Annotated in this window: 25 protein-coding genes; 15 read left to right on the top strand and 10 right to left on the bottom strand. The window is 58.0% G+C overall.

The window, feature by feature from the left end:
* Nucleotide 1: 1 nt before the first annotated feature.
* Nucleotides 2–2059, bottom strand: a complete 2058-nt coding sequence (locus NQ491_RS01575; RefSeq protein WP_019245105.1) for a DUF349 domain-containing protein — start codon at nucleotides 2057–2059, stop codon at nucleotides 2–4.
* A gap of 223 nt (nucleotides 2060–2282) precedes the next feature.
* Here NQ491_RS01575 and NQ491_RS01570 point away from each other — a divergent pair, with 223 nt between their 5' ends.
* The 7 genes from NQ491_RS01570 (at nucleotide 2283) to buk (ending at nucleotide 8520) form a co-directional block, all read left to right on the top strand.
* On the top strand, nucleotides 2283–2954 hold the full coding sequence (locus NQ491_RS01570) for a response regulator transcription factor (RefSeq protein WP_019245107.1): 672 nt from the start codon (nucleotides 2283–2285) through the stop codon (nucleotides 2952–2954).
* A 54-nt stretch (nucleotides 2955–3008) separates the two neighbouring features.
* A complete protein-coding gene (locus NQ491_RS01565; protein ID WP_198283032.1) occupies nucleotides 3009–3656 on the top strand; it encodes a DedA family protein in 648 nt (215 codons plus the stop codon).
* 61 nt (nucleotides 3657–3717) lie between these two features.
* Nucleotides 3718–4092 carry a fluoride efflux transporter CrcB gene (gene crcB, locus NQ491_RS01560; protein WP_019245109.1) on the top strand — a complete coding sequence of 125 codons (375 nt, stop codon included), beginning with the start codon at nucleotides 3718–3720 and terminating at the stop codon, nucleotides 4090–4092.
* Between the two features lie 12 nt (nucleotides 4093–4104).
* Nucleotides 4105–5109: a phosphate acetyltransferase gene (pta, locus tag NQ491_RS01555; protein ID WP_019245110.1), complete on the top strand. Its 1005-nt coding sequence runs from the start codon at nucleotides 4105–4107 to the stop codon at nucleotides 5107–5109.
* Between the two features lie 49 nt (nucleotides 5110–5158).
* A complete protein-coding gene (locus NQ491_RS01550; RefSeq protein WP_019245111.1) occupies nucleotides 5159–6376 on the top strand; it encodes an acetate/propionate family kinase in 1218 nt (405 codons plus the stop codon).
* Nucleotides 6377–6517: 141 nt separating this feature from the next.
* Nucleotides 6518–7420, top strand: coding sequence for a phosphate acyltransferase (locus NQ491_RS01545; RefSeq protein ID WP_019245112.1), 903 nt, complete (start codon nucleotides 6518–6520; stop codon nucleotides 7418–7420).
* A 20-nt stretch (nucleotides 7421–7440) separates the two neighbouring features.
* Nucleotides 7441–8520: a butyrate kinase gene (gene buk, locus NQ491_RS01540; protein ID WP_019245113.1), complete on the top strand. Its 1080-nt coding sequence runs from the start codon at nucleotides 7441–7443 to the stop codon at nucleotides 8518–8520.
* Between the two features lie 179 nt (nucleotides 8521–8699).
* On the opposite strand, the gene pyk is transcribed toward buk, so the two are convergent.
* Nucleotides 8700–10169, bottom strand: coding sequence for a pyruvate kinase (pyk, locus tag NQ491_RS01535; RefSeq protein WP_019245114.1), 1470 nt, complete (start codon nucleotides 10167–10169; stop codon nucleotides 8700–8702).
* A gap of 52 nt (nucleotides 10170–10221) precedes the next feature.
* The gene (gene aroQ / locus NQ491_RS01530; RefSeq protein WP_019245115.1) at nucleotides 10222–10638 is read right to left on the bottom strand and encodes a type II 3-dehydroquinate dehydratase; all 417 of its coding nucleotides are present in this window, start codon (nucleotides 10636–10638) and stop codon (nucleotides 10222–10224) included.
* A gap of 116 nt (nucleotides 10639–10754) precedes the next feature.
* On the opposite strand from aroQ, the gene thiL reads away from it, so the two are divergent.
* From thiL to NQ491_RS01500, 6 genes are read left to right on the top strand one after another with little or no spacing between them, the layout of a single operon-like run.
* Complete coding sequence (gene thiL, locus NQ491_RS01525) at nucleotides 10755–11702, top strand: thiamine-phosphate kinase (RefSeq protein WP_019245116.1); 948 nt, start codon at nucleotides 10755–10757, stop codon at nucleotides 11700–11702.
* A gap of 29 nt (nucleotides 11703–11731) precedes the next feature.
* Nucleotides 11732–12538, top strand: coding sequence for a bifunctional hydroxymethylpyrimidine kinase/phosphomethylpyrimidine kinase (gene thiD, locus NQ491_RS01520; protein WP_019245117.1), 807 nt, complete (start codon nucleotides 11732–11734; stop codon nucleotides 12536–12538).
* Nucleotides 12539–12583: 45 nt separating this feature from the next.
* A complete protein-coding gene (locus NQ491_RS01515; protein ID WP_019245118.1) occupies nucleotides 12584–12865 on the top strand; it encodes an FtsB family cell division protein in 282 nt (93 codons plus the stop codon).
* 10 nt (nucleotides 12866–12875) lie between these two features.
* Nucleotides 12876–13307 carry a GtrA family protein gene (locus NQ491_RS01510; RefSeq protein ID WP_019245119.1) on the top strand — a complete coding sequence of 144 codons (432 nt, stop codon included), beginning with the start codon at nucleotides 12876–12878 and terminating at the stop codon, nucleotides 13305–13307.
* The gene (locus NQ491_RS01505) at nucleotides 13304–14224 is read left to right on the top strand and encodes a glycosyltransferase family 2 protein (RefSeq protein ID WP_019245120.1); all 921 of its coding nucleotides are present in this window, start codon (nucleotides 13304–13306) and stop codon (nucleotides 14222–14224) included. The genes NQ491_RS01510 and NQ491_RS01505 overlap by 4 nt, the downstream gene beginning before the upstream one ends.
* The gene (locus NQ491_RS01500; RefSeq protein WP_019245121.1) at nucleotides 14221–15726 is read left to right on the top strand and encodes a hypothetical protein; all 1506 of its coding nucleotides are present in this window, start codon (nucleotides 14221–14223) and stop codon (nucleotides 15724–15726) included. Before NQ491_RS01505 ends, NQ491_RS01500 begins: the two co-directional genes overlap by 4 nt.
* Here NQ491_RS01500 and NQ491_RS01495 read toward each other — a convergent pair.
* Together NQ491_RS01495 and hpt are read right to left on the bottom strand one after the other, a co-directional pair.
* Nucleotides 15710–16333 carry a 7-carboxy-7-deazaguanine synthase QueE gene (locus NQ491_RS01495; protein ID WP_019245122.1) on the bottom strand — a complete coding sequence of 208 codons (624 nt, stop codon included), beginning with the start codon at nucleotides 16331–16333 and terminating at the stop codon, nucleotides 15710–15712. The two genes, NQ491_RS01500 and NQ491_RS01495, sit on opposite strands and share 17 nt — an antisense overlap.
* Nucleotides 16326–16868, bottom strand: coding sequence for a hypoxanthine phosphoribosyltransferase (gene hpt, locus NQ491_RS01490; protein WP_019245123.1), 543 nt, complete (start codon nucleotides 16866–16868; stop codon nucleotides 16326–16328). The genes NQ491_RS01495 and hpt overlap by 8 nt, the downstream gene beginning before the upstream one ends.
* A gap of 126 nt (nucleotides 16869–16994) precedes the next feature.
* On the opposite strand from hpt, the gene purE reads away from it, so the two are divergent.
* Nucleotides 16995–17507 carry a 5-(carboxyamino)imidazole ribonucleotide mutase gene (purE, locus tag NQ491_RS01485; RefSeq protein ID WP_026089527.1) on the top strand — a complete coding sequence of 171 codons (513 nt, stop codon included), beginning with the start codon at nucleotides 16995–16997 and terminating at the stop codon, nucleotides 17505–17507.
* Between the two features lie 6 nt (nucleotides 17508–17513).
* Complete coding sequence (zupT, locus tag NQ491_RS01480; protein ID WP_019245125.1) at nucleotides 17514–18317, top strand: zinc transporter ZupT; 804 nt, start codon at nucleotides 17514–17516, stop codon at nucleotides 18315–18317.
* A 114-nt stretch (nucleotides 18318–18431) separates the two neighbouring features.
* On the opposite strand, the gene NQ491_RS01475 is transcribed toward zupT, so the two are convergent.
* The 5 genes from NQ491_RS01475 to NQ491_RS01455 form a co-directional block, all read right to left on the bottom strand.
* Nucleotides 18432–20198 carry a BamA/TamA family outer membrane protein gene (locus tag NQ491_RS01475; protein WP_019245126.1) on the bottom strand — a complete coding sequence of 589 codons (1767 nt, stop codon included), beginning with the start codon at nucleotides 20196–20198 and terminating at the stop codon, nucleotides 18432–18434.
* Nucleotides 20199–20309: 111 nt separating this feature from the next.
* A complete protein-coding gene (rsxA, locus tag NQ491_RS01470) occupies nucleotides 20310–20885 on the bottom strand; it encodes an electron transport complex subunit RsxA (protein ID WP_019245127.1) in 576 nt (191 codons plus the stop codon).
* 2 nt (nucleotides 20886–20887) lie between these two features.
* Nucleotides 20888–21481 carry an RnfABCDGE type electron transport complex subunit E gene (locus NQ491_RS01465; protein WP_019245128.1) on the bottom strand — a complete coding sequence of 198 codons (594 nt, stop codon included), beginning with the start codon at nucleotides 21479–21481 and terminating at the stop codon, nucleotides 20888–20890.
* A complete protein-coding gene (locus tag NQ491_RS01460; RefSeq protein ID WP_232423181.1) occupies nucleotides 21474–22037 on the bottom strand; it encodes an RnfABCDGE type electron transport complex subunit G in 564 nt (187 codons plus the stop codon). Before NQ491_RS01460 ends, NQ491_RS01465 begins: the two co-directional genes overlap by 8 nt.
* A 39-nt stretch (nucleotides 22038–22076) precedes the next feature.
* Nucleotides 22077–23114: an RnfABCDGE type electron transport complex subunit D gene (locus tag NQ491_RS01455; RefSeq protein ID WP_026089528.1), complete on the bottom strand. Its 1038-nt coding sequence runs from the start codon at nucleotides 23112–23114 to the stop codon at nucleotides 22077–22079.
* Between the last annotated feature and the right edge of the window lie 12 nt (nucleotides 23115–23126).

Here is a 23126-nt window from a genome sequence, read left to right as displayed (position 1 = left end):
GTTACTCTCCTTGCTTGTCTATCAGATTAATCTTTTCGATGATGGTCGCCATTTCCTGCTTGGCGCGCTCGATCTTGTCGTTCACGTCGCGGATCATTCCCTCCGCGTTCTTGCTTTTCGAGAAAAAGCCGATGTTGTTTTCGAGCAGCGCGATGTCGGCTTCCAGTTGCTTCATCTTGTTGTACAGCCGGTCCCGTTCGTGGCGGATGCGGCGGTCGCCTCCTTCGGACAGGCTCGACAACTTGCCCCGGAAACGCTCCATGTGGCGTTCCCGCTCGCTGCCGCGAAGCCGCGCGAAGATATCGTCCACCAGCGAGCGGTACTCGCTTTGGATCGCGTCCTTCTGTTTGATGGGAACGAACCCGATCTCGGCCCAGCGGCGTTGGAGTTCCTTGATCGCCTCGAAGCCCTTGTCCCGTTCCTCGACCGAGAAATTTTTCAGTTCCTCGAGCAATTCCCGCTTTTTCGACAGGTTTTCCTCGTATTGGGAGTCGATCTCCGAGAAATGGGCCGCCTTGCGCTCGAAGAAATGGTCGCAGGCCGTGCGGAAGCGTTTCCAGACGGCATCGGAATGGCGGCGCGAAACGGGACCGATCTCTTTCCACTTTTTCTGCAGGGCGATCAGCTCGTCGGTCGTCTTTTTCCATTGCTCGCTGTCCATAACGGCTTCTGCCGCCGCACAGATTTCGTTCTTCAGGAGCAGGTTGTTCTCCATCTCGGCCTTAGTCTGCAGGTAGAAGTTCCGCTTGTTCTCGAAAAAGCGGTCGCAGGCCGTGCGGAAGCGCTCGTATATTTTCGTGTTGTCCTTTTTGGGAGCGAAGCCGATCGTTTTCCATACCTTTTGAATTTCGATCAGCTGTTCCGACGCCTTGTTCCACTCCTTGCGGGTCGTCGGCGAAGCCTCCGAGAGTTCCTCGGTGCGGACGCAAAGCTGGGTTTTCAATTCCAGATTGCGCTTCTGCTCCTCCTTGATGTTGTCGAAATACTCCTGATGCCTTTTGTTGATTTTCGAGCTCGCCTCGCGGAAACGGTCCCACAGCGGCTCTTTGTATTCGTTGGCGACCGGTCCGATCTCGCGCCATTGCTCGTGCAGTTTCTGCAATTTGTGGAAAGCCGTGATGACGGAAGTTTCCAGTACGAGCGCATCGGCTTCCTCGCAAAGCTGCAGCTTGGCCTCGTAGTTCTTCTTCAGGTCCAGATCGCGCAGTTCCTTGTTGATCTTGATGAAATTGTAGAAATTCTCAACGTACATGTTGTACGTTTCCCACAAGTCTTTCAGGTGGGTCTGGGGCACGGGGCCCGTCTCCTTCCAGCGACGCTGCAACTCGCGGAAGGAATTGAACGTATGGTTGAGCGTTTCGTTGCTGTCGATCAGTTCTTTGAGCTCCTCGATGATCTGCAGCTTGGTCCGGTAATTGGCTTCTTTCTCCTCGTCCAGACGGGCCATGTACTCGTTCCGCTTGCGGCGGTACTCGGCGAACAGCTCCTTGAGGCGCTGCTCGGCCGCGTCCGTAGGCGGTACGAATTGCTCGATCAGGCCGCCCGACTCGACGAACTGCCGGCGCAACTGTTCCGTCTCGCTCCGGTATATTTTGTAAAAGGCTACCTTGATCGCCTCCGCGTCGTTGCGTATGATCTGTACCGGCTGGGTCGAGAGCAACGTTTCGAATGCCGACAAGAGTTCCTCTTTCGTTTTGCCCGTATAGTCGCCGGATTCTTTTTTCAGGTCGGCGCTCTCCTCCTCGCTGGCTTCGCCCAGATCGAATTCGGGAGCGCTCGCGGCCAGTGCGGCGTCCTCGTCCGAGAAGTCGACTCTTTCCGCGGAAGTATCCGCGTCCGTTTGCGTATCGCCCGGCTCTGCGGCTTCGGACTGCTGTTCGGTTGCAGCCGCGTCCGGCCGTTTTTCGTTTCCGGCTTCAGTGCTCGGCGCCGGATCTTGGGCCGGTTGTTCTTCATCGGCGATCTCGGAGGATGCCGGGGCGGATTGAGGCATATCTTCAATGCCGGGGGCATTGACTTGTTCCACGGGAACAGACGGATCTTTCTTGTCGGTGTCCATCGCTTTGCTGTTTATTGTTGAGTATTCTTTTCGTAGCCTGTGGCTAAAGTGACAAATGTACATGATTTTTCGGGAAAAATCACACGGCGTCTCCAAAAAGTTAAGGGATGGGAGCGAACCCGCGAAATTCGCCGGGATTCTTAACGTTATGTTCACATTAATTGATTAAAATTGCAACGTGAAACCGTATGCGGCTCGATGTGCCGATACTACAAAAACAACCATGGCCTATCGCATCTTGCTTGTCGACGACGAAGCCGACATTCTTGAATTCATACGCTACAATCTGGAAAAGGAGGACTACGAGGTATTTACGGCCTCGAACGGACGCGAGGCGGTCGAGACGGCGCTGCGCGTCGTGCCTCATCTGATTCTGCTCGACGTGATGATGCCCGAGATGGACGGGGTCGAAACCTGCCGCGAGATTCGCTCCCACGACTCGCTGCGCCGGACGCTGATAGCCTTTCTGACGGCTCGGGGCGAGGACTATTCCCAGATTGCCGGGTTCGATGCGGGCGCCGACGACTATATCGCCAAGCCGATCCATGTCAGGGTGCTGCTCAGCCGGATCAGGGCCATGCTCAAACGATTCGACTCAACGGTCCGAGATGCCGACGGGCAGTCGTGCGGCGTCGTGATCGATCGGGAGCGCTATCTGGTCTTTTGCGAGGGCCGTCAGTTGACGCTTCCGCGCAAGGAGTTCGAGCTGTTGAGCCTGCTCTGTTCGAAACCTCAGAAGGTATTCTCGCGGGAGGAAATTTTCGCAAACGTTTGGGGCAGCGACGTGATCGTGGGCGACCGGACGATCGACGTGCATGTCCGCAAACTGCGGGAGAAGCTCGGAGACAGGCATATCGTAACGGTCAAGGGCGTAGGGTACAAGTTCGAGGATTAAGACGCGAAGGCGGGTCGCCGGAGGCGTCCGTAGCGCATATTTGTTATGGAATACATTCATTATCTGATCGATTTCGTTCTGCATATCGACGTGCATCTGGCCGCGCTGGTGGCTCAGTACGGAATATGGGTTTATGCGATTTTGTTCGTCATCGTATTTTGCGAGACCGGGCTGGTCGTTACTCCTTTTTTGCCTGGCGATTCGCTGCTGTTCGTAGCCGGGGCTTTGGCCGCCCTGCCGACCAACGGCCTGAACGTGCATCTTTTGGCGCTCGCGATGGCCTTTGCCGCCGTGCTGGGCGATGCATCCAACTATGAGATCGGGAGATTGTTCGGAACCAAACTTTTCCGTAATCCGAACTCGAAGATTTTCAAGCAGAGCTATCTGGAAAAGACGCATGCCTTCTATGACAAGTACGGCGGGAAGACGATCGTCATCGCCCGCTTCGTGCCCGTCGTCCGGACTTTCGCGCCGTTCGTCGCGGGTATGGGGCGGATGAGCTACCGTCACTTCGCGGCATTCAACGTGACGGGAGGCATTCTGTGGGTGGCGCTGTTCATCTATGCCGGGTATCTGTTCGGGGGACTGGATATCGTACAGCGCAACCTGAAGCTGCTGATCGTGGCGATCATCGTTCTCTCCGTGTTGCCCGCCGTCATCGAGGTATGGCGGGCCCGCAGGGGAAGAAGGAAGACAAAATAGTTAGGAAAACCTTTTTGTTTCGTCGGCAAATCATTACCTTTGTATGATATTGCAGACGAATATGAAAGCTCTTTTGCTGGTCGGTGCCGGCGGCTTCGCCGGAAGCGCGCTGAGATATCTCATTTCGCGGCTGATGCTGCCTTGGGCGGTGTCGTCCGGCTTTCCGTTTTCTACGTTGACGGTCAATGTGGCGGGCTCGCTGCTGATCGGCGCGCTGATGGGTCTCGGATTGTCCGGCGGTTGGGCCTTGCTTTGCATCGTCGGTTTTTGCGGAGGGTTTACGACGTTTTCGACTTTTTCGCTCGAGACCGTCACGTTGCTTCGGGCGGGCAGCTATCTTCCGGCCGCGCTGTATATGTGGTCGAGCATGGTGCTTTCGATTGCGGCCGTCTGCGGCGGCTACTATCTGGGAACTAAATTCAATACCTTTGAATAAATTACAATAGCGATGGAATTTGTTGAAAAAATCAAACAAAAGGCCAAGAGCAATCTCAAGACGATCGTATTGCCCGAGGCCGAGGAAGAGAGAAACCTGAAGGCTGCCGACCGGATTCTCAGCGAAGGCTTCGCGAAGCTGATCCTGATCGGCAATCCCGAGAAGGTGCATCACCTGGCTTCCGAACTGTATCTCGAGAATATCGCCGGCGCGGAGATCGTCGATCCCAACGACAATCCGAAAAAGCAGCAATACGTCGATCTGATGCTGAAGCTGCGCGCCTCGAAAGGCCTGACCGCCGAGCAGGCCGAGAAGCTGATCGTCAATCCGCTCTATCTGGGTGCGCTGATGGTCAAGGCCGGCGATGCCGACGGCGAAGTGGCCGGAGCGAACAATCCGACGGGCGACGTGCTCCGGCCCGCTTTCCAGTACGTGAAGACGCTGCCGGGCATCAGCGTCGTGTCGGGCGCTTTCATCATGATGCTTCCGGATACGATGTTCGGCGAGAACGGCATGATGGTTTTTGCCGACTGCGCCGTGCATCCGAATCCGACGGCCGAGGAGCTGGCTCAGATCGCCGTGATGACCGGACGCACGACCCGCGCGATTGCCGGGTTCGAGCCTCGTATCGCGATGCTGAGCTTTTCGACGAAAGGATCGGCCAAGCACGAAATGGTCGACAAGGTGGTCCGCGCTACCGAACTGGCCAAGCAGATGGACCCGTCGCTCGCGATCGACGGCGAATTGCAGGCCGATGCGGCCATCGTTCCGGGCATCGGGGCCAGCAAGGCACCGGGCAGCAAGATCGCCGGCAAGGCGAACGTGCTCGTCTTCCCTACCCTCGAGGTGGGCAACATCGCCTACAAGCTCGTACAGCGCATGGCGCATGCCGAGGCGATCGGCCCGATCCTGCAGGGAATGGCCGCTCCGATCAACGACCTTTCGCGCGGATGCTCGGTCGACGACATCGTGTCGCTGGTAGCCATTACGGCTTGTCAGGCCGGGGGAATGGAGTGATTTGTTTTTTCCTTGACAGACAGAATTTAATACATGATTATATAAAGCGATGAAAATCCTTGTTCTGAATTGCGGCAGCTCGTCGATCAAGTATCAGGTGATCGACATGAAGAGCGCCGACGATTATACGCTGCTCGTGAAGGGAATCGTCGAGCGAATCGGTCTTTTGGACGCGATACTGACCCATAAGCCGACCGGAAAGTCCAAGTATGAGATCGTGAAGAGCATTCCCGACCATACTTCCGGAATCAGCCTGATTCTCGACGCGCTCGTCGATCCGGAGCACGGCGTGCTGGAAAGCATTTCCGAAATCGCGGCGGTCGGCCACCGGGTGGCCCACGGCGGCGAGTACTTTAAGGATAGCGCGGTGGTGGATAAGGCCGTCAAGCAGAAGATCGAGGCATGTTTCGAACTGGCCCCGCTGCACAATCCGGCCAACCTGAAAGGTATTTTGGCCATGGAGAACATTTTGCCCAATACCCCGCAGGTCGCCGTGTTCGACACCTCGTTCCACCAGACGATGCCGCCCAAGAACTTCATGTACGCGCTTCCCTACAGGTATTACGACCAGTACCGCGTGCGCCGCTACGGATTTCACGGTACGAGCCACAAGTACGTCGCGCAGATGGCCTGCCGGCTGACGGGTGTCGATTACGGACATTCCAAGATCGTGACCTGCCATATCGGCAGCGGCGCGTCCGTTACGGCCATTCTGGACGGCAAGTCCTACGACACGTCGATGGGATTCACTCCGGTCGACGGCCTGATTATGGGGACCCGGTGCGGCAGCACCGATCCCGGAGCGCTGATCTACATCGCCGAGAAGGAGGGACTGAATCTGGATCGTCTGAGCGGCATGATCAACAAGGAGTCGGGTATGTTGGGCATCACGAACGTCTCGTCCGACATGCGCGACATCCGCGCGGCCGCCGAGAACGGGAACGCCCGTGCGCAGCTGGCGATCGAGATGTTCGCCGCGCGGATCAAGAAGTTCGTCGGCTCGTATGCCGCGCTGATGGAGGGAATCGATCTGCTTGTCTTTACCGGGGGGATCGGCGAGAACGATCCGACCACGCGCGAGCTGGTATGCCAAGGCTTGGAATTCATGGGTATCCGGTTCGATTTCCAGTTGAACAAGCAGGTGCACGGCGAGGATACGCTCCTGTCGACGCCCGATTCGAAAGTGAAGGTGGCCGTGATAGCCACCAACGAGGAGCTCGTGATCGCGTCGGACACGTTCCGACTGACGAAAAAGCGCTCCGAGTAGTTTCCCGCCCGCCGTTCCGTTGCGGGGCTGGCAGGGCTTTGCAGATAAGTTTCCGGGCCGGTTCGCTGTCCGGTCATTGTTCTCCGGCCGTTTGGCCGGAGAATTTTTTTCGTTACATTTCGTCCGTTAAACAGGCAAATCATGATAACGAAACTCGATCAGATCGTCCGGGCCGTTCAGGGCCGGGGCAGGAAGAAGCTGGCAGTGGCTTACCCCCAAGATTCGCACACGCTCGAGGCCGTGAACGCCGCTACGGACATGGGTATCGTCGAAGCTATTCTGATCGGCGACAGGGAGCAGATTGTCAAAGTCTGCATGGCCGACGGGATCGACCCGGAGAAGTTTTCGATCGTAGACGAAAAAAATGATGCTGTTTGCGTCGAGACCGCGGTGCGAATGATACGCGATTCGATGGCCGACGTGCTGATGAAAGGGCTCGTGTCGACGGACAAGTACATGCGCGGTATTCTGAACAAAGATTTCGGACTGCTGCCGCCCAAAGGCGTGCTGAGCCATGTCGCCGTACTGGAATTGCCTATGTATCACAAGCTGTTGCTCGTGTCGGACGTGGCGGTGATACCCTGCCCCGATATGAATCAGAAAATCCGTATCGCCAAGTATCTGATCGGAACGTCCCGGACGCTCGGCATCCGGGCTCCGAAATTGGCCGTCATCGCACCGAGCGAGCAGATGTTGCCCGGCATACAGTCGTCGGTCGATGCGGCGATACTCGCCAAAATGGGCGACCGGGGACAGCTGGGCGATGCGTTGGTCGACGGTCCGCTGGCGGTCGACGTCGCGCTCGTTCGCGAAGCGGCCGAGACCAAAAGGCTGACGAGTTCCGTCGCGGGCGATGCCGACTGCCTGCTGTTTCCGAATCTGGATGCGGCCAATGCCTTCTTCAAGGCGGCGACCAAACTGTGCGGCGCCCGGTTGGCCGGTATGGTCGTAGGAACGCGGTGCCCGTGCGTATTGACCTCGCGCGGCGACTCGCCCGAGTCGAAGCTCTATTCGATCGCGCTGGCCGCTTTGTCCGCCGATTAATTACCCGGCAGAAAGAAGCAATGGATAGGCAATATGTCATACTGGTCGTCAATCCGGGGGCCACGTCGACCAAAGTGTCGGTTTACGACGATCTGCGCGAGCGCGTGTCCCGCACGATACGGCACTCGGCCGACGAGCTGAAGCCTTATGCGTGCGTTGCGGACCAGTTCGGCTTTCGGCGCGATCTGGTTCTGGAGGCTCTGCGGGAGGAGGGCGTCGAGTTCGCTTCGCTCTCGGCCGTGATCGGCCGGGGAGGCTTGGTCAAGCCGATCGAGTCGGGAGTCTACGAGGTAAACGACGCGCTGCGGCGCGACTTGGGCCATGCTCCGCAGGGCGAGCATGCCTCGAATCTGGGCGGGTTGATCGCGGCCGATATCGCATCGCGTATTCCCGGAGCGCGGGCATTCATCGCAGACCCGGTCGTCGTCGACGAGCTGGACGACGTGGCGCGCGTGGCCGGCCATCCGCTTTTCCGGCGCGTGTCGATTTTCCATGCGCTGAATCAGAAGGCGACAGGCCGGCGCTATGCACGGGAAAACGGCCGGGCATACGAGGATATGAATCTGATCGTCGCGCACATGGGCGGCGGTATATCGGTCGGCGCTCATCGCCGGGGGCGGGTCGTCGACGTGAACAATGCGCTGGACGGCGACGGCGCACTCTCTCCGGATCGTTCCGGATCGCTTCCCGCCGGACAGTTGGCCGATCTTTGCTTCGGCGGGAAATTTTCGGCCGAAGAGGTGCGCCGAATGATATGCGGTCGGGGAGGATTGTCTGCGTGGGTCGGTTCGAACAGCGTGCGCGAGATCGTCGAGCGGATGAAGGCCGGCGACGACGATTGCCGCCGAGTGATCGAAGCTATGGCCTATCAGGTGGCCAAGCAGATCGGCGCGATGGCTGCCGTGCTCGAAGGCCGGGTCGATGCGGTGCTGCTGACCGGCGGTATCGCTTATAGCGAAACGGTCTGCGATCTGATCCGCCGGCGGACGGCGTTCGTCGCGCCCGTTGTCGTCATGCCGGGCGAGGACGAGATGGGCGCATTGGCCGAGAACGCGCTGCGCGTGCTGCGCGGAGAGGAGCGTCCGAAAATTTATGAATAGAGGGCTCTTTCGGAAATCGGCTTGCCGGTCTGAAGTCGGGCAGTCTCCCGAAGAGTCGCTCCGCTGTTTCGGCTGTCCGATACCGGAACCGCTTATTCCGTATGATTTTCCATAAAAAGCGCGCCTATGCTCGAGGCAGAGGCGCGCTTCGCTCGTATCGCAGAATCTTCCTCCGGCAATCAATCCTTTCTGTAAGCATTGTATTGACTCAGGGCTTTGTGCTCCAGATTCAGCACGTTTCCTATTTCGAGGAAAGACGCGCCTGTAGCCGCTCCGAAGCTGCCGCCCAATACGACGATCAGGTCTTCCTTGGAGAGCCATTTCCGGTCTTCGAGATAGTAGAGTATGTTCAACAAGAAGCCTTCGCGGCTGACGGAAGGCTCGCAATAGATCGCATGGACGCCGTACGAGAGAGCCAGTTGACGCATCGTGCTCTTGCGGTAGCAGACGGCATAGACCGGCATCTGCCCCCGGAACGCCGCTACGTAGCGTCCGGTACGGCCCGACAGCGTGTCGATGACGATCGCCTTGACGCGCAGGTTGATCGAAGCCCGTACGGCGGAGCGCGCGAGCTGAGCCGTGATTTCGTTGTTGATGCGCACCAGATTCATATCGATGTTCGGACCGTTGTTCACTTCGTCGTTCTCGATCTCTCGCGCTACGCGGGCCATCGTGGCGACGGCCTCGACCGGATAGAGCCCGTTGGCCGTTTCACCGCTCAGCATCACGGCGTCCACCCGCTGATAGATCGCATTGGCCACGTCGCTGATTTCGGCCCGGGTCGGCCTCGGATGCTCGATCATCGTATGAAGCATCTGCGTGGCGATGATGACGGGCTTTTTGCTCTCGATGCACTTCTTGACGAGCAGCCGCTGCGTGACCGGAATCCGCTCGGCCGGAATCTCGACGCCCAGATCGCCCCGGGCGACCATAATACCGTACGTCTCGTCGAGTATCTCGTCGATATTGTCTACGCCTTCGCTGTTCTCGATTTTCGAGATGATTTTGATCGAGCTGTTGCGGTCCTTGAGTATCTTCTTGACGGCCAGAACGTCCGACTTTTTCCGGACGAACGAGTGGGCGATGAAGTCGATATCCATGTCGATCGCCCAATTGATGAACTCGTGGTCCTTGTCCGTCACCGAGGGAAGGTCGATCGGTACGCCGGGAATGTTCACGCTCTTGCGGGGTTTGATTACGCCGCCGTTATGCACCTCGCAGACCAGCTCGTCATCGGCTTTGTCGACCACTTGCAGTTCGAGTTCGCCGTCGTCTATCAGGATGATCGATCCGGTCGGAACCGCATCGTATATCGTCGGGTCGTTCAGATATATCGTTTGATCGCTCGACGGACGGTCTTCGGCCGTGCCCTTCATCCGGACAAGCTGTCCCTTTTCGATGGGAATGCCGCTCTCGAAGCCGGCGGCCATGCCGGTCAGGCGGATTTCGGGTCCTTTGGTGTCGATGATGATAGCGATCTTCTCGGAGACGCGGCGGACGTTTTCGACGATCGTCGCCGCGCTGCGGGTCGTGACGTGAGCCGTGTTGATACGCACGGCGTTCATGCCGGCCTCGTACAGGGAGCGGATGAACTCTACCTCGCAGCGCTTGTCCGAGATCGTGGCGATTATTTTGGTTCTTTTATCCATAGCTTTCGATTTCCGTTTGTCTGTTCCGGGCGCGCCGGCGGCCGGAGACGGTTCATTCCATGAAACTGAGCAGACCGAGCCGGTACGAGTCGAGTCCGAAGCCCATGACCGACCCCTTGCATTTGGGCGCGATCAGCGAGACGTGGCGGTACTCCTCCCGGGCCAGAATACAGGAAATGTGCACCTCGACCACCGGCGTGCGGATGCCTCCGATCGCATCGGCGATTGCGATCGAGGTATGGGTATAGGCTCCGGCATTGATCACGACTCCGTCGTAGACGTCCTGCGAGGCGTGGAGCCGGTCGACGATCTCGCCTTCGATGTTGGACTGGTAGCAGTCGATCGTCACCCCGGGGAATCGTCCGCGCAGTTCTTCCAGATAGGACTCGAACGTCCGTTCTCCGTAGATGCCTTTTTCGCGTTGTCCGAGCAGATTCAGATTGGGACCGTTTATGATCAGCAGTTTCATGGGATCTTCTTTTTAGGCGGCCTGAGCCGTTTGCGAAATTCATTGCAAAAATACATCAGCGAATCGAATAATTAGCATATTTTTGCGATAAATTAACCATTTGAAAATACGGGCCCATGCAACTGAACGAATTGGGCGAATTCGGCCTGATCGGCCTGATCCGGGAAAAATTCGCTTCTGTTTCCGCCGCCGGGTACGAGGGTATCGGGGACGACTGCGCGGTGATGCCCTGCGGCGACGGCACGTCGCTGGTCGTGACGACCGACATGCTGATCGAAGAGGTGCATTTCCGCCTGTGCACGACCGATCCCTATCGTTTGGGACGCAAATCCCTTGCCGTAAATCTGAGCGATATAGCGGCCATGGGGGCCGCTCCGGCGGCTTCTTTTCTTTCGATCGCCTTGCCTCCGGACACGGCGGTCGAATGGGTCGAGCGGTTTTTGGACGGCTATCGCAGCCTGTCGTCCGAGTTTTTCGTTCCGTTGCTCGGAGGAGACACGACCGCTTCGCCGGGGCAGCTCGCGATTAGCGTGACGGCTGTCGGGCGCGTGCCCGACAGCGAGATCAAACGCCGCGCTTCGGCTCGTCCCGGAGACCGGATTTTCGTCACGGGTACGCTGGGCGATTCGGCTCAGGGGCTGGCCGATCTTCGGGAAGGCAGGCCCGGGACGGAGTTCGTCGCGGCTCATCTCGACCCGAAACCGTACGTGCGCGAAGGCGTTTGGCTCGGAAAGCAGCGGGCCGTCCGAGCGATGATGGACCTTTCCGACGGGTTGGCTTCGGATCTGGGACATATACTGAAGGCTTCGGGGGCCGGAGCGGAGATTTCCGTCGAGCGCATACCGACCCGTACGACGGTCGAACTGGCCGTAACGGGCGGAGAGGACTACCGTTTGCTGTTGACGACCGATCCCGATGAAGCGGACGCGCTGATCGAGCGGTACGCGCAGAGGTTCGGGACTCCGCTTTACGAGATCGGCCGGATAATCGAAGGTAGCGGTATCCGGTGGAAAGAGAACGGCCGCGCGATCCGTCCGCGTTGGCAGGGATTCCGCCATTTCTGAAAACGACCGCAAATTCGTACATTCGCGCTATGGAACGATTCAAAAGGGTACTTTCGGTCGCCGGCTCGGACAGCGGAGGCGGAGCCGGCATTCAGGCCGATCTGAAAACGATCGCGGCCTGCGGCTGCTACGGCATGACCGCCATAACGGCCGTGACGGTTCAGAATACGCAGGGCGTACGCGGAGTGTATGCCGTTCCGGCAGACGTAGTCGCAGGACAGATCGATGCCGTGCTGGAAGACATAGGGGTCGATGCGGTGAAACTGGGGATGCTTCCCTCGGAGGAGATAATCGCCGAGACGGCCCGCCTGATCCGGAAGTACGGGGTCTGGCATGTCGTGATGGATCCCGTGATGATCGCTACGTCGGGAGATCGCTTGGTCGCCGAGTCGGCCGTCGAGGCGATATTGCGCCATATTTTCCCGCTGGCGGCTCTCGTAACGCCGAATATTCCGGAAGCTGAGTATCTGACCGGACTGAAAATTCGCTCCGAAGACGACTTCCCTCGTGCTGCCGGCCGGCTCGTGGAGAAGGGCGCGCGCGGAGTGCTGCTCAAGGCCGGGCATTTGCAAGGAGCCGAACTGACCGAATACCTGTACACGGCGGACGGCGTCGAACAGCGTTACCGCTACGAGCGGATCGACACGCCGAACACGCACGGCACGGGCTGTACGCTCTCCTCGGCCGTCGCGTCGTTTCTCGCGCAGGGGCACGAGTTGCCGGAGGCCGTCCGTCGTGCGGAGGACTATGTGCATGGGGCGATCATGGCCGGGCGCGAGTATCGGACCGGGTGCGGGCACGGTCCCGTTCATCATTTTTACAGGTTCTGGAAATAGGCTTTTGTCGCATAAACGCTATTTTTGTAAAAACCGCTGACTCGGATGATTCTCGGAAAATTCTTCAAGGACAGGCGCCTGTGGCTGATTACGATCGCCGTGTTCATACTGGTGATAACGGTATTCGACAAGAACAACCTGATCGAGGCATGGCGTCTCAAGCAGAAGATCAACGAGCTGGAGGCGCAAAAGGACTATTATCAGAATAAGATCACCGAGGACAGCACGATTCTGGAGAACCTCAAGGACGACTGGTTTCTGGAGCAGTACGCGCGGGAACACTATCTGATGAAACGCGAGGATGAAACGATCTATTTGCTCAAGTGACGCTCGACCGATGACGATCGGAACATGGATAGGAAAATACGCGATCGTCCGGCATGTGCTGGTCGGAGGCACGGCTACGGTTGTTCATTTCGGAACCTATTATGCGCTGACGGCCCTGAGCGTGAATTATAATCTGGCCTTTACCGCAGGCGTCGCGCTGAGCCTCGCGTTCAATTTCGTCGCCTCGAGCCGGTTTACGTTCCGAACCGGACTTTCCGCCGGTCGCGGGCTTCGTTTCTGCGGAGCTCATGCGGTCAATTATCTGTTGAGCGTCGGTCTGCTCAATCTGTATGTCCGGCTCGGAGTCTCGGAATACGTGGCTCCCCTGCTCGTCTGGCCGGTTGCCGTTCCGATCAACTACCTGATGGTCCGCTATTCGCTGACCGGCGGGGCGGGAAGGCGGTCTGAGGGTTCCGATACCCGTAAACCGATATCCGAATGAAAAAAATCTGCCTGCTGATTCCCTGTTACAACGAGGAGGCGACCGTAGCCAAGGTCGTGTCCGATTTCCGCCGTTGTCTGCCGGAAATGGAAATTTACGTCTACGACAACAATTCGACGGACGGGACGACCCGCGAGGCGCTCGGGGCCGGAGCCCGCGTCGTCGCCGAACCCGCCCAAGGCAAAGGTAACGTCGTCCGCAGCATGTTTCGCGACATCGATGCCGACGCCTATGTCATGGTGGACGGAGACGATACGTATCCGGCCGAGGCACTGATGCGGGTTTTGCAGCCCGTGCTCGACGGCCGGGCGGACATGGTGATCGGCGACCGGCTGTCGAACGGTTCGTACGAGCGGGAGAACCGCCGGAATTTCCATTCGCTGGGGAACAATCTGGTCCGGTCCGCCGTAAACCGCTTCTTCGGGACCTCGCTCTCCGACATCATGACCGGCTACCGGGCGTTCAGCCGCCGCTTCGTGAAAAATTTCCCAGCCTTGAGCGGCGGGTTTCAGCTGGAAACCGAGATGACCATTTTCGCGCTGAGCCATCACATGCGGATCGTCGAGGTGCCGATCGATTTTACCGAGCGCCCCGAAGGGAGCTTCTCGAAGCTCAGCACGTTCCGCGACGGAGCGAAAGTGCTGTTGTGCATTTTCAACATGTACCGTCATTATCGGCCGCTGGCCTTTTTCTCGTGGGCGGCGCTGTTGCTGGCGCTGTTCGCGATCGCGGTCGGCGTGCCGGTAGTGATCGAATACGTCCGCTTCCATTTCGTGTACAAGGTGCCGTCGGCCGTTTTGGCCAGCGGGCTTTTCGGCATCTCCGTAATGGTTTTCCTGTGCGGGGTGATTCTCGACACGATCTCGCACAACGAGCGGGCAGCCTTTGAGCGTCAATTGAAAAATCGGAATACATGACAAGACGGATTCGGACCGGAGAAACCAAGACTTTCCGGGCATTCATCGATTTTATGAAGAAAAAGCCGCAGCGCGTCGAGCTCGGCATATGGGCCGCTGTTCTGCTCGCGCTGGGGGTTGCTCTGCATCTGCTCTATCCCGCCCCTTTCGTTTTTCCCGACTCGGGGTCCTACGTGAACTCGGCCGCGAGCGGTACGTTCAATGTCTACCGTCCGATGGGCTATTCGCAGTATCTCGGCCTGCTGCACGGAATCTCTCCGAGCCTGACTTTCGTTTTTGTCTTTTCCTATGCGATCCACGCGCTTTCGACGCTGTGGCTGCTGTTTTCGGCCAAATACCTGCTGGAAATACGCGACCGGCGGATATTCGGAATCTTTTGCCTTTTCGCCGTCGCGGCGCCCCGGCTGCTGTTCTGCACCAACTTTCTGATGAGCGACAGCCTGTTTCATACGCTGACGGTCCTTTTCGTTACGACGGCTCTTTGGGTCGCCTGCAGCCGGAATCCGATGTGGCTGATATGGCATCTGTCCGTTTTTGCAGTGCTCTACGAGGTGCGTTATGCCGGCATGTTCTATCTGCCGATCACGCTTTTGGCCGTCTGGTCCATGCCGTCCGGCTCGGTCCGGACCCGCGTGGGGTACATGGCCCTTCCGGTGCTGGTCTTCGGATTGCTTTATATGTCGGCCAAGCGCACATACATGCAGCAGACCGGCGTCGACACCTTCTCGGCATTCAGCGGGTGGCAGCTGCTCAACAATGCTTCGGTGCTGATTCCGGAAGCCAATCGGGAGCTCACGCCGGAAAGTTTCGCGTCGCAGGATTTGCAGACGCTGCATGCGTTCATGCGGACTTGTCCCGACTCGGTGTTCAGCGAGCGGAATATGCTCGAAACATTTTGCATGTGGGATAACAAGTTGCCTTACAAGTATTTCCTGTTTCATGTGGTGAAAACGACCGGACGACCCTATGCGAACGCATGGGTCGCCTTGGGCGTGCTGTACGGCGAATACGCTCGCGAGTTGATCCGACGTTACCCCATGTTATATGTCGAGCGTTTCCTTTGGCCGTCGGTCGCCAGTCTGTTCCGGCCGATGGATATTACCGAGGAACGTTTCGCACTGGAGAACGAGCCGATGTACCGCGACTACTACGGGCTGACGGCCGAACGCTACGAACACGCTCATCGGGTTTTCGCAGCGCTGAATCCGGTACGCAGGGCGATGCACTACGTTTATTGGAGCGCGCTGGGCCTTAGTCTGGCTTGTTTGGCGATAGCATGGAAATCGCTCGGAAGAGCGGACCGGAAAAGGAGGCAGCTCCTGTTGATGCTGGCGGCTTTCGTCGTGGTCTATCTGGGAGCTTCTGCTCTGGCTTCGCCCAATACGGCGTGGCGTTACACGATGCCCGTCTTTCTGCCTTCGCTGGCGCTGACGGCCTCGCTGGCGGATTATTTCCTCGATATGCGGCGCAGCAGGCGATCGGCTGTCAAGGAATCCGCATGAATTTGTGGGCCTGTACGGAGATGTTCCATCGGGGATTCGCCTTGGCGTATTCGACGACCGGCCCGACGATCCGGTCGTAACGGCTCCATTCGGGTTGCAGGTACAGTCTGCACCCGGCGGCTACCCGGGCGGCGTTGGTCTCGGCCCATCGGAAGTCTTCCTCGCTTTCGACGATCACTTTCAGTTCGTCGGCTCTCGGATAAATACTGTCTACGGGGGGCTGCTGTCTTTTGGGAGAGAGGCAGATCCAGTCGAAACGGCCTGTCAGTTCGTGCGCACCCGAGGTTTCGAGGAATATTTCGAGACCCCGTTCCGTCAGCCGCTCCGTCAGATAGTCCAGCGGATAGAGCGAGGGCTCCCCTCCCGTAATGACGATGGCCTGCGCCGGATAGCTGCAGGCCCTCTCGACGATCGAATCGACTTCGACCGGCGGGTAGAGCCGGGGATTCCACGTCATTTTGGCGTCGCACCAGCGGCATCCCACGTCGCATCCGCCCAAACGGATGAAATAAGCCGGCTTGCCGGCGTGGAAGCCTTCGCCTTGTATCGTATAGAAATCTTCGACGAGCGGCAGTTTCCTGCCCCCGCAAAACGGATCGTTATTCATCGGTTGCCTCGTAAATATCTTTCAGATTGCGTCCCAACTGATCGTAGTCGAGCCCGAACCCGACCAGGAAGCGGTTGGAAACTTTCAGCGCACAGTAATCGATCCCGATCTCCTTGCGGTACACTTCCGGCTTGAACAGCAGCGTGGCGACGGCGATGCTCGCGGGAGCCTTCGCCTTGAGCAGGTTCACCGTGTGCTCGATGCTGGCGCCCGTATCGACGATGTCCTCGACGATGACGACGTGCCGTCCGCGAATATCGGTGCTCAGCCCGATCAATTCATGTACTTTCCCGGTCGAAGCGGTGCCGCTGTACGAGGCGATTTTGACGAAAGACGCTTCGCAGTCCAGCGTGATGCGTTGCATCAGCTCGGCCATGAACATGAACGAACCGTTGAGTACGCCGACGAAAAGCGGCGTCTCTCGTCCGGCATAATCCTTATTGATACGGTCGGCGACCCGGCCGATCGCATCGCAGATACGCCCGTTGGGTATGGCGAGCCTGAAATTTTTGTCGTGAAGCCGGATCGTTTTCATGGGCGAACGGATTAATGGGAAGATCGTCTGAAAATTTGCGCCGTCCCGTTGCGGTATTCGCGGGTTTCTTCCTTATCTTTGCGCAAAAGTAATACGAATCGCAGAATAATCAAACGCCATAACGCAATGACACCGAAAGTCAGTATCATCATGGGCAGCACTTCCGACATGAAAGTCATGGAGGCTGCCGCCGCTTTTCTCGACGAAATGGAGATTCCCTACGAGATCAACGCCTTGTCGGCGCACCGGGTGCCCGAAATGGTCGCCGATTTCGCCAAGAACGCTCACCGGAGAGGTATCCGGGCGATTATCGCCGGAGCCGGCGGAGCGGCCCACCTGCCCGGCGTGATAGCCGCCCATACGCCGGTTCCCGTAATCGGCGTGCCGATCAAGTCGTCCAACTCGATCGACGGCTGGGACAGCATCCTGTCGATTTTGCAGATGCCCTCGGGTATTCCCGTGGCGACCATGGCGCTGGACGGGGCGCGTAACGCCGCGATTCTGGCCGTTCAGATTCTGGCTGCCGGAGACGAGGCTCTGATGCGCAAACTGATCGCCTTCAAACAGGACCTCGCCCGGAAGATCGAGCGCGCCAATGAGGAGCTTTCGCAGGTCAGCCGGCCTTTCAAGACGAACTAAAGCGCGATGGAAGCGCCTGTGCTATACGCGTTCCTGCTGACGCTCGGGGCCGGTCTGGCTACGGGTATCGGCAGTGCGATCGCGTTTTTCGCGAACCATACGAACCGGAAATTCCTTTCCTTCTCGCTCGGCGTATCGGCCGGGGTGATGATCTACGTGTCGTTCGTCGAAATACTGCACGGTGCCCAGATCTCGCTGGAGGAGATACTGGGCGTGCGCGGAGGCATGTCGGTCTGTGCGCTCGCTTTTTTCGGAGGTATGTTGCTGTCGGCCCTGATCGACCGGATCGTCCCTTCGGCCGAGAACCCGCATGAGTTCAAGAGCGTGGAAAATATGGACGCTCCCGCGCCGCCCCGGCACAGAATGATGCGCACGGGATTGCTGACGGCGCTGGTCGTGGGCATTCACAATTTTCCGGAGGGAATAGCCACATTTATGGCTTCGGTCGATTCGACCGAGATAGGTCTCGCTATCGCCGCCGCCATAGCGATTCACAACATTCCGGAAGGGATCGCCGTCTCTGTCCCCGTCTATTATGCGACCGGCAGCCGCAAGAAGGCGTTCTGGTACTCGTTTCTGTCGGGAATATCCGAGCCGGTCGGCGCGTTGGCAGCCTACCTCGTGCTGATGCCTTTCATGTCTCCCGTGCTGCTGAACTGCGTGTTCGCCGCCGTCGCCGGCATCATGGTCTTCATTTCGCTGGACGAGCTGCTGCCTGCCGCGCGGGAGTACGGCCAGCCTCATATAGCGATTTACGGCTTGTTGAGCGGCATGGCCGTGATGGCCCTCAGTTTGATTCTGCTATCCTGAGAAAGAGCCGGCATCGGCGTATTTCGGCGCTCCCTTCCCGGGAGGGCAATGGCCGTTGCTCTGATTTCCGAAGGGAAGCCGAGCCGTGCGATCGTCGGTCGGATACCGGATTCCCTATCGGTAGTCGACAGGGGCGGCTTGCTCGGGGATGTAACGGAGCGGATCTTTACGCTGCTCGCTGCTGATATGGAAATAGTCGGCCTTCCTGAACCCGTCTCCGCTGAGGGCTATGCCCAACCGGATATTGATCGTGCCGAATACGAGATTTTCGTTCTTGATCCGCACGCCTACCCCTATTGTCGAGAAAAAACGGTTGCCGAACAGATTCATGTCGTTGCCGATCAGGCCCAAATCGGCGAATCCGTACATCGCGAAACGGAATTCGTGAATCTTCCACGGCGTGAAAACGACGGTTTCCGAGGTTCCGACCAGGCGATGACAGCCGTAGACATCCTCTCTCAGTCCGCGCAGGCGCGCCTCGTCGACGAAGCCGATGCTCTCGCGGAACCCGTCGAGCCGGTTCCAGCCTCGGGTGTAATTGAAATTCAGGAACTGCCGGACCTTGTAGCGCCCTGTTCCCAGCAAATTGGAGAAATAGTTGATATTGGAGACCAAGGCCGTGCGGTAGAACTTCCCGTCCCGCGTGTTGATGTAGCTGCCCAATTCGATGCTCCAGCGCATGTAGCCGAACGAGGTGAAGTAACCCGCGCTGAAATCTCCCCCGACGTACCACCGGTTTCCGAATTCGCCCCATGTGTGGCCGCCGGTCAGCGTGAACCGGAATCCGTAGGCGATATCCTCGTTGACGCCGTAGCCGTAGATCAGATTGGACGTACGGAATCGCTCGCGGTACAGTCCGACGCTCAGCAGAACCGACCGCTTGTTGTGAAAGTACGGGTTCAGCGTGTCGGCGACATCCGGTCGCTGGGTAAACCGCAGGTCGTTGTAGCGGCCCGTAAAAAAAAAGCTGCTGTTCAGCCCCCTGATATAGCGGGATTTGCCGAACCATAGGTTCCACTCCCTGTCCCGACTCTGCACGGTGCTGTCGAGCGGATAGATGCCGATAGGCTCTTTTTGGTAGTAGAAGGAGGCTCCGGCTCCGTAGTCGGTCGGCCGGATGAATTCCTTTTTTATCTCGGCTCCGTAGTCCGTATGGTCGAAACCGTGCCCGGCGATCAGGCGGCCGCTGAAAAAGGTTCCCATGATATTCGGATTCTCGTACTCGAATACGTTTCCTCCGTAATGGCCGTTCTTGTAGTTGATATAGGTGCTTATTGCGAACATGTGTCCCCAGCCCAGTATGTTGTCGTCGTACAGTTTCACGAACGAGTTGCCGTTACTGCTGACCTCGGCGTCGAGGCTGATCGTCCATTTGTCGCGCGTGGTGACGATCAGATCGACCGTCGAGGTGTCCGCATCGGCCGGAACGGCTTCGATACTCACGTCCGATATGTAGTCCCGCGAGCGAATCAGTCGCCGGTTCCGTATGATCGTGGCTGCGTCGAAGACATCTCCCGGCCGGATGAACAGGTCCTTGCGTATCTGGCTTTCGCGGGTAAGCCTGTGGATGGCGTTGACTTTCCGCTCGCCCCATCGCTCGGTATCGCGGTCGAAGACGTTGTTGCGGACGATGACGACTTGCCCGATCGTTTTCCCGTCGTACCGACTGAAATACTCCATATCTTTCCGGGCGGCTTCCAGCTCGGCCTGTCGGTCGCGTTTAGGAGCCGAAATCGTGTTTTGTATCAGCCGGGACAATCCGCTCCTTTTCTTTTCGTCGGCGACGGTGTCGGCTGCCGCAGGCATATCCGTCCCGCTGTTCGCCCGGGCGTGCGGGCAAAACAGCAGGATAGCCAATATGATCGGAGCGAGTTTCCCCATCGGACGCAATCTACACTTTAAAGATAACGCAAATTCGACGCAAAATGTTACGGGCACAGGAAGCGATTCGCTTTTGTGCCCGTAACAATATCCGTTCCCTGAATCGAAGCGCTATCTGACCAAGCCGGAAAATCCCATGAACGCCATAGCCAGTATGCCTGCGGTGAGCAAGGCGATCGGCATCCCTTTCATCGCGGCGGGAATATCTTCCATCTCGAGCCGCTCGCGCAAACCGGCGAACAGCACCAGAGCCAGCGAGAATCCGATCGCCGTGGCCGTCGCGAAGACGACCGATTCGCCCAGATCGTACTCTTTTTGGACGAGCAGGATAGCGATGCCCAATACGGCGCAGTTGGTCGTGATCAGCGGCAGGAAAATGCCCAGAGCCTGATAGAGCGCGGGACTGAGCTTCTTGAGGACGATTTCGACCATCTGTACCAGCGCGGCGATCACCAGAATGAAAATAATCGTCTGCATGTACTCGATATGCAGCGGTACGAGCACGTAATATTGGATCAGATAGGCCACTACCGACGAAATGGCCATGACGAACGTGACGGCCGCCCCCATGCCCACGGAGGTACTTACCCTGCTCGACACGCCCAAGAACGGGCAGATGCCCAAAAACTGCGACAGGACGACGTTATTGACGAAAATGGAGGCTATGATTATGACGAAATATTCCATGACTATCCTTGTTTGTGTTTAGCCGTCAGTTTGTTGAAGATCGTCATCAGGTAGGCCAGCGCGATGAACGCTCCGGGAGCCAGAATGAAGACCAGCATGCCGTCGCCCGCGATGAGTTTATGGCCGAAAATCGCTCCGGCTCCCAGCAGTTCTCGGACGGCTCCGAGGAGCGTCAGCGACAGCGTGAAACCCAGGCCGATGCCCAAACCGTCCAATGCCGAGTCGAGCACTCCGTTTTTCGAGGCGAACGCTTCGGCGCGCCCCAGAATGATGCAGTTGACAACGATCAGAGGGATGTAAACGCCCAATGTCTTGTACAGGTCGGGCATGTAAGCCTCCATACAGAGCTGGACCACCGTGACGAACGATGCGATCACGACGATGAAAGCCGGAATGCGTACCTTGTCCGGGACGACGTTTTTGATCATCGATATGACGATGTTCGACAACGTCAGGACGAACAGCGTGGCCGCTCCCATGCCCATGCCGTTCAGGGCCGAAGTGGTCGTGCCGAGCGTCGGGCACATGCCGAGCAGCAGCACGAAAGTCGGATTTTCCCGAATCAGACCCTTGATCAGAATTTGCAGTTTACTCATGGCTCGTTCCCGTTTGATGTATCGACTCGAAAACATGATAGGCGCGCGTCAGCGCGTCGGCATATGCCCGCGATGAGATCGTAGAGGCCGTGATAGCGTCTACATCGCCTCCGTCCTTTCGGACGGCCAGCCGGAACGTTCGGGGATTCTTCCCCTCGAACTGGACCGAGAAGTCCGACTTGCTGCGGTCGATCTTGTCGCCGAGTCCGGGCGTCTCGTTGTGGGACAGCGTTTCGACCCGGTGAATCGTACCGTCGGGAAGGAATCCTACCATCAGGCGGATTTCACCGCCGAATCCGCTGTTGGAAAATGTCTCGATCGCATATCCGACCGTGTCCTGTCCCGACAGGGCCGTATAGACCGTAACGGTCTTGCCGTCCAGCGAGTCGATCGTTTTCGTCTCGTCCGGATTGTTGTCGAACGGCGGCACGACCAGCGCGACCGCACTGCCGATCTTCGCGCTCTTGGCTGCGGCGATGGGCTCTTGGGTGATCTCGTAGATCGTTCCCACGGCCGCCGCCGAAACGAAGGTGATGGCCAGCAGCGTAAGAACCATATTTTTCAACGAACTCTCCATATTCGTATTCTTTGAATGTTACCGGACCGCAGCGGCTCCGAAGCGCTTCGGCTTGACATACTTGTTGATCAGCGGCACGACGGCGTTCATAATCAGAATAGCGAAAGACATGCCTTCCGGATAGGCGCCCCATACGCGGATCAGAATCGTGATGATCCCGATCCCCGCTCCGTAGATCAGCATGCCCCGCGACGTCATCGGCGAGGTTACGTAATCGGTGGCCATGAACAGGGCGCCGAGCAAAGCGCCTCCCGTCAGCAGATGGAAGAGCGGATTCATGTAGTGCAGAGGATCGGCAACCCATAGAATGCCGGAGAAAACGGTCATCGATCCGAGCACGGCTACCGGGATATGCCAGGTGATGACCCGGCGGCAAAGCAAGTAGATGCCGCCGAGCAGCAATGCCAAAGCCGCTATTTCGCCCAGCGACCCGCTGCGGAAGCCCAGCAGCATGTCTCCGTAAGAATTCAGACGGTCCGTCAGATCGGCCGTCGTCTGACCGCCGGCAAGCGCTTCTTTTACATAGCCGAGCAGCGTCGGTCCCGATACGGCATCGACGCTCATCTCGGCGCTGATCTCTACCGGAATCGAAGCTCCGGACAGCGAGTCGACTCCGGACGGAGTCACATAACTGGTCATTTGAGCGGGAAACGAGATCAGCAGGAAAACCCGTCCCACGAGCGCCGGATTGAACGGATTTCTTCCCAACCCCCCGAATGACATTTTTCCTACTCCGACGGCTACCAAAGCGCCGATCAGCACGATCCAGATAGGAAGCGAGTTGGGCAGGTTGAATCCGAGCAACAGGCCCGTCACGACGGCCGAGTAGTCGCCGATGGTGACGGGACCTTTCAGCATGAAGCGTTGGATCAGATACTCGAACGCTACGCAGGCTGCCACCGACACTCCCGTCACGATCAGGGCGCTCGTCCCGTAGACGATCGTAGCGACGATCAGCGCAGGAATCAGCGCGATCACCACGTCCTTCATCAGCCGGCGGGTCGTCATGGCTCCGTGTATATGAGGCGACGGGGATACGATTAGTTTTTTCTCCATGAATATATGCTT

The organism is Alistipes ihumii AP11, assembly GCF_025144665.1.
Lineage (GTDB): Bacteria > Bacteroidota > Bacteroidia > Bacteroidales > Rikenellaceae > Alistipes_A > Alistipes_A ihumii.
Note: the sequence above shows the minus strand (reverse complement) of the source record. Positions and strands in the feature narration are given on the sequence as shown.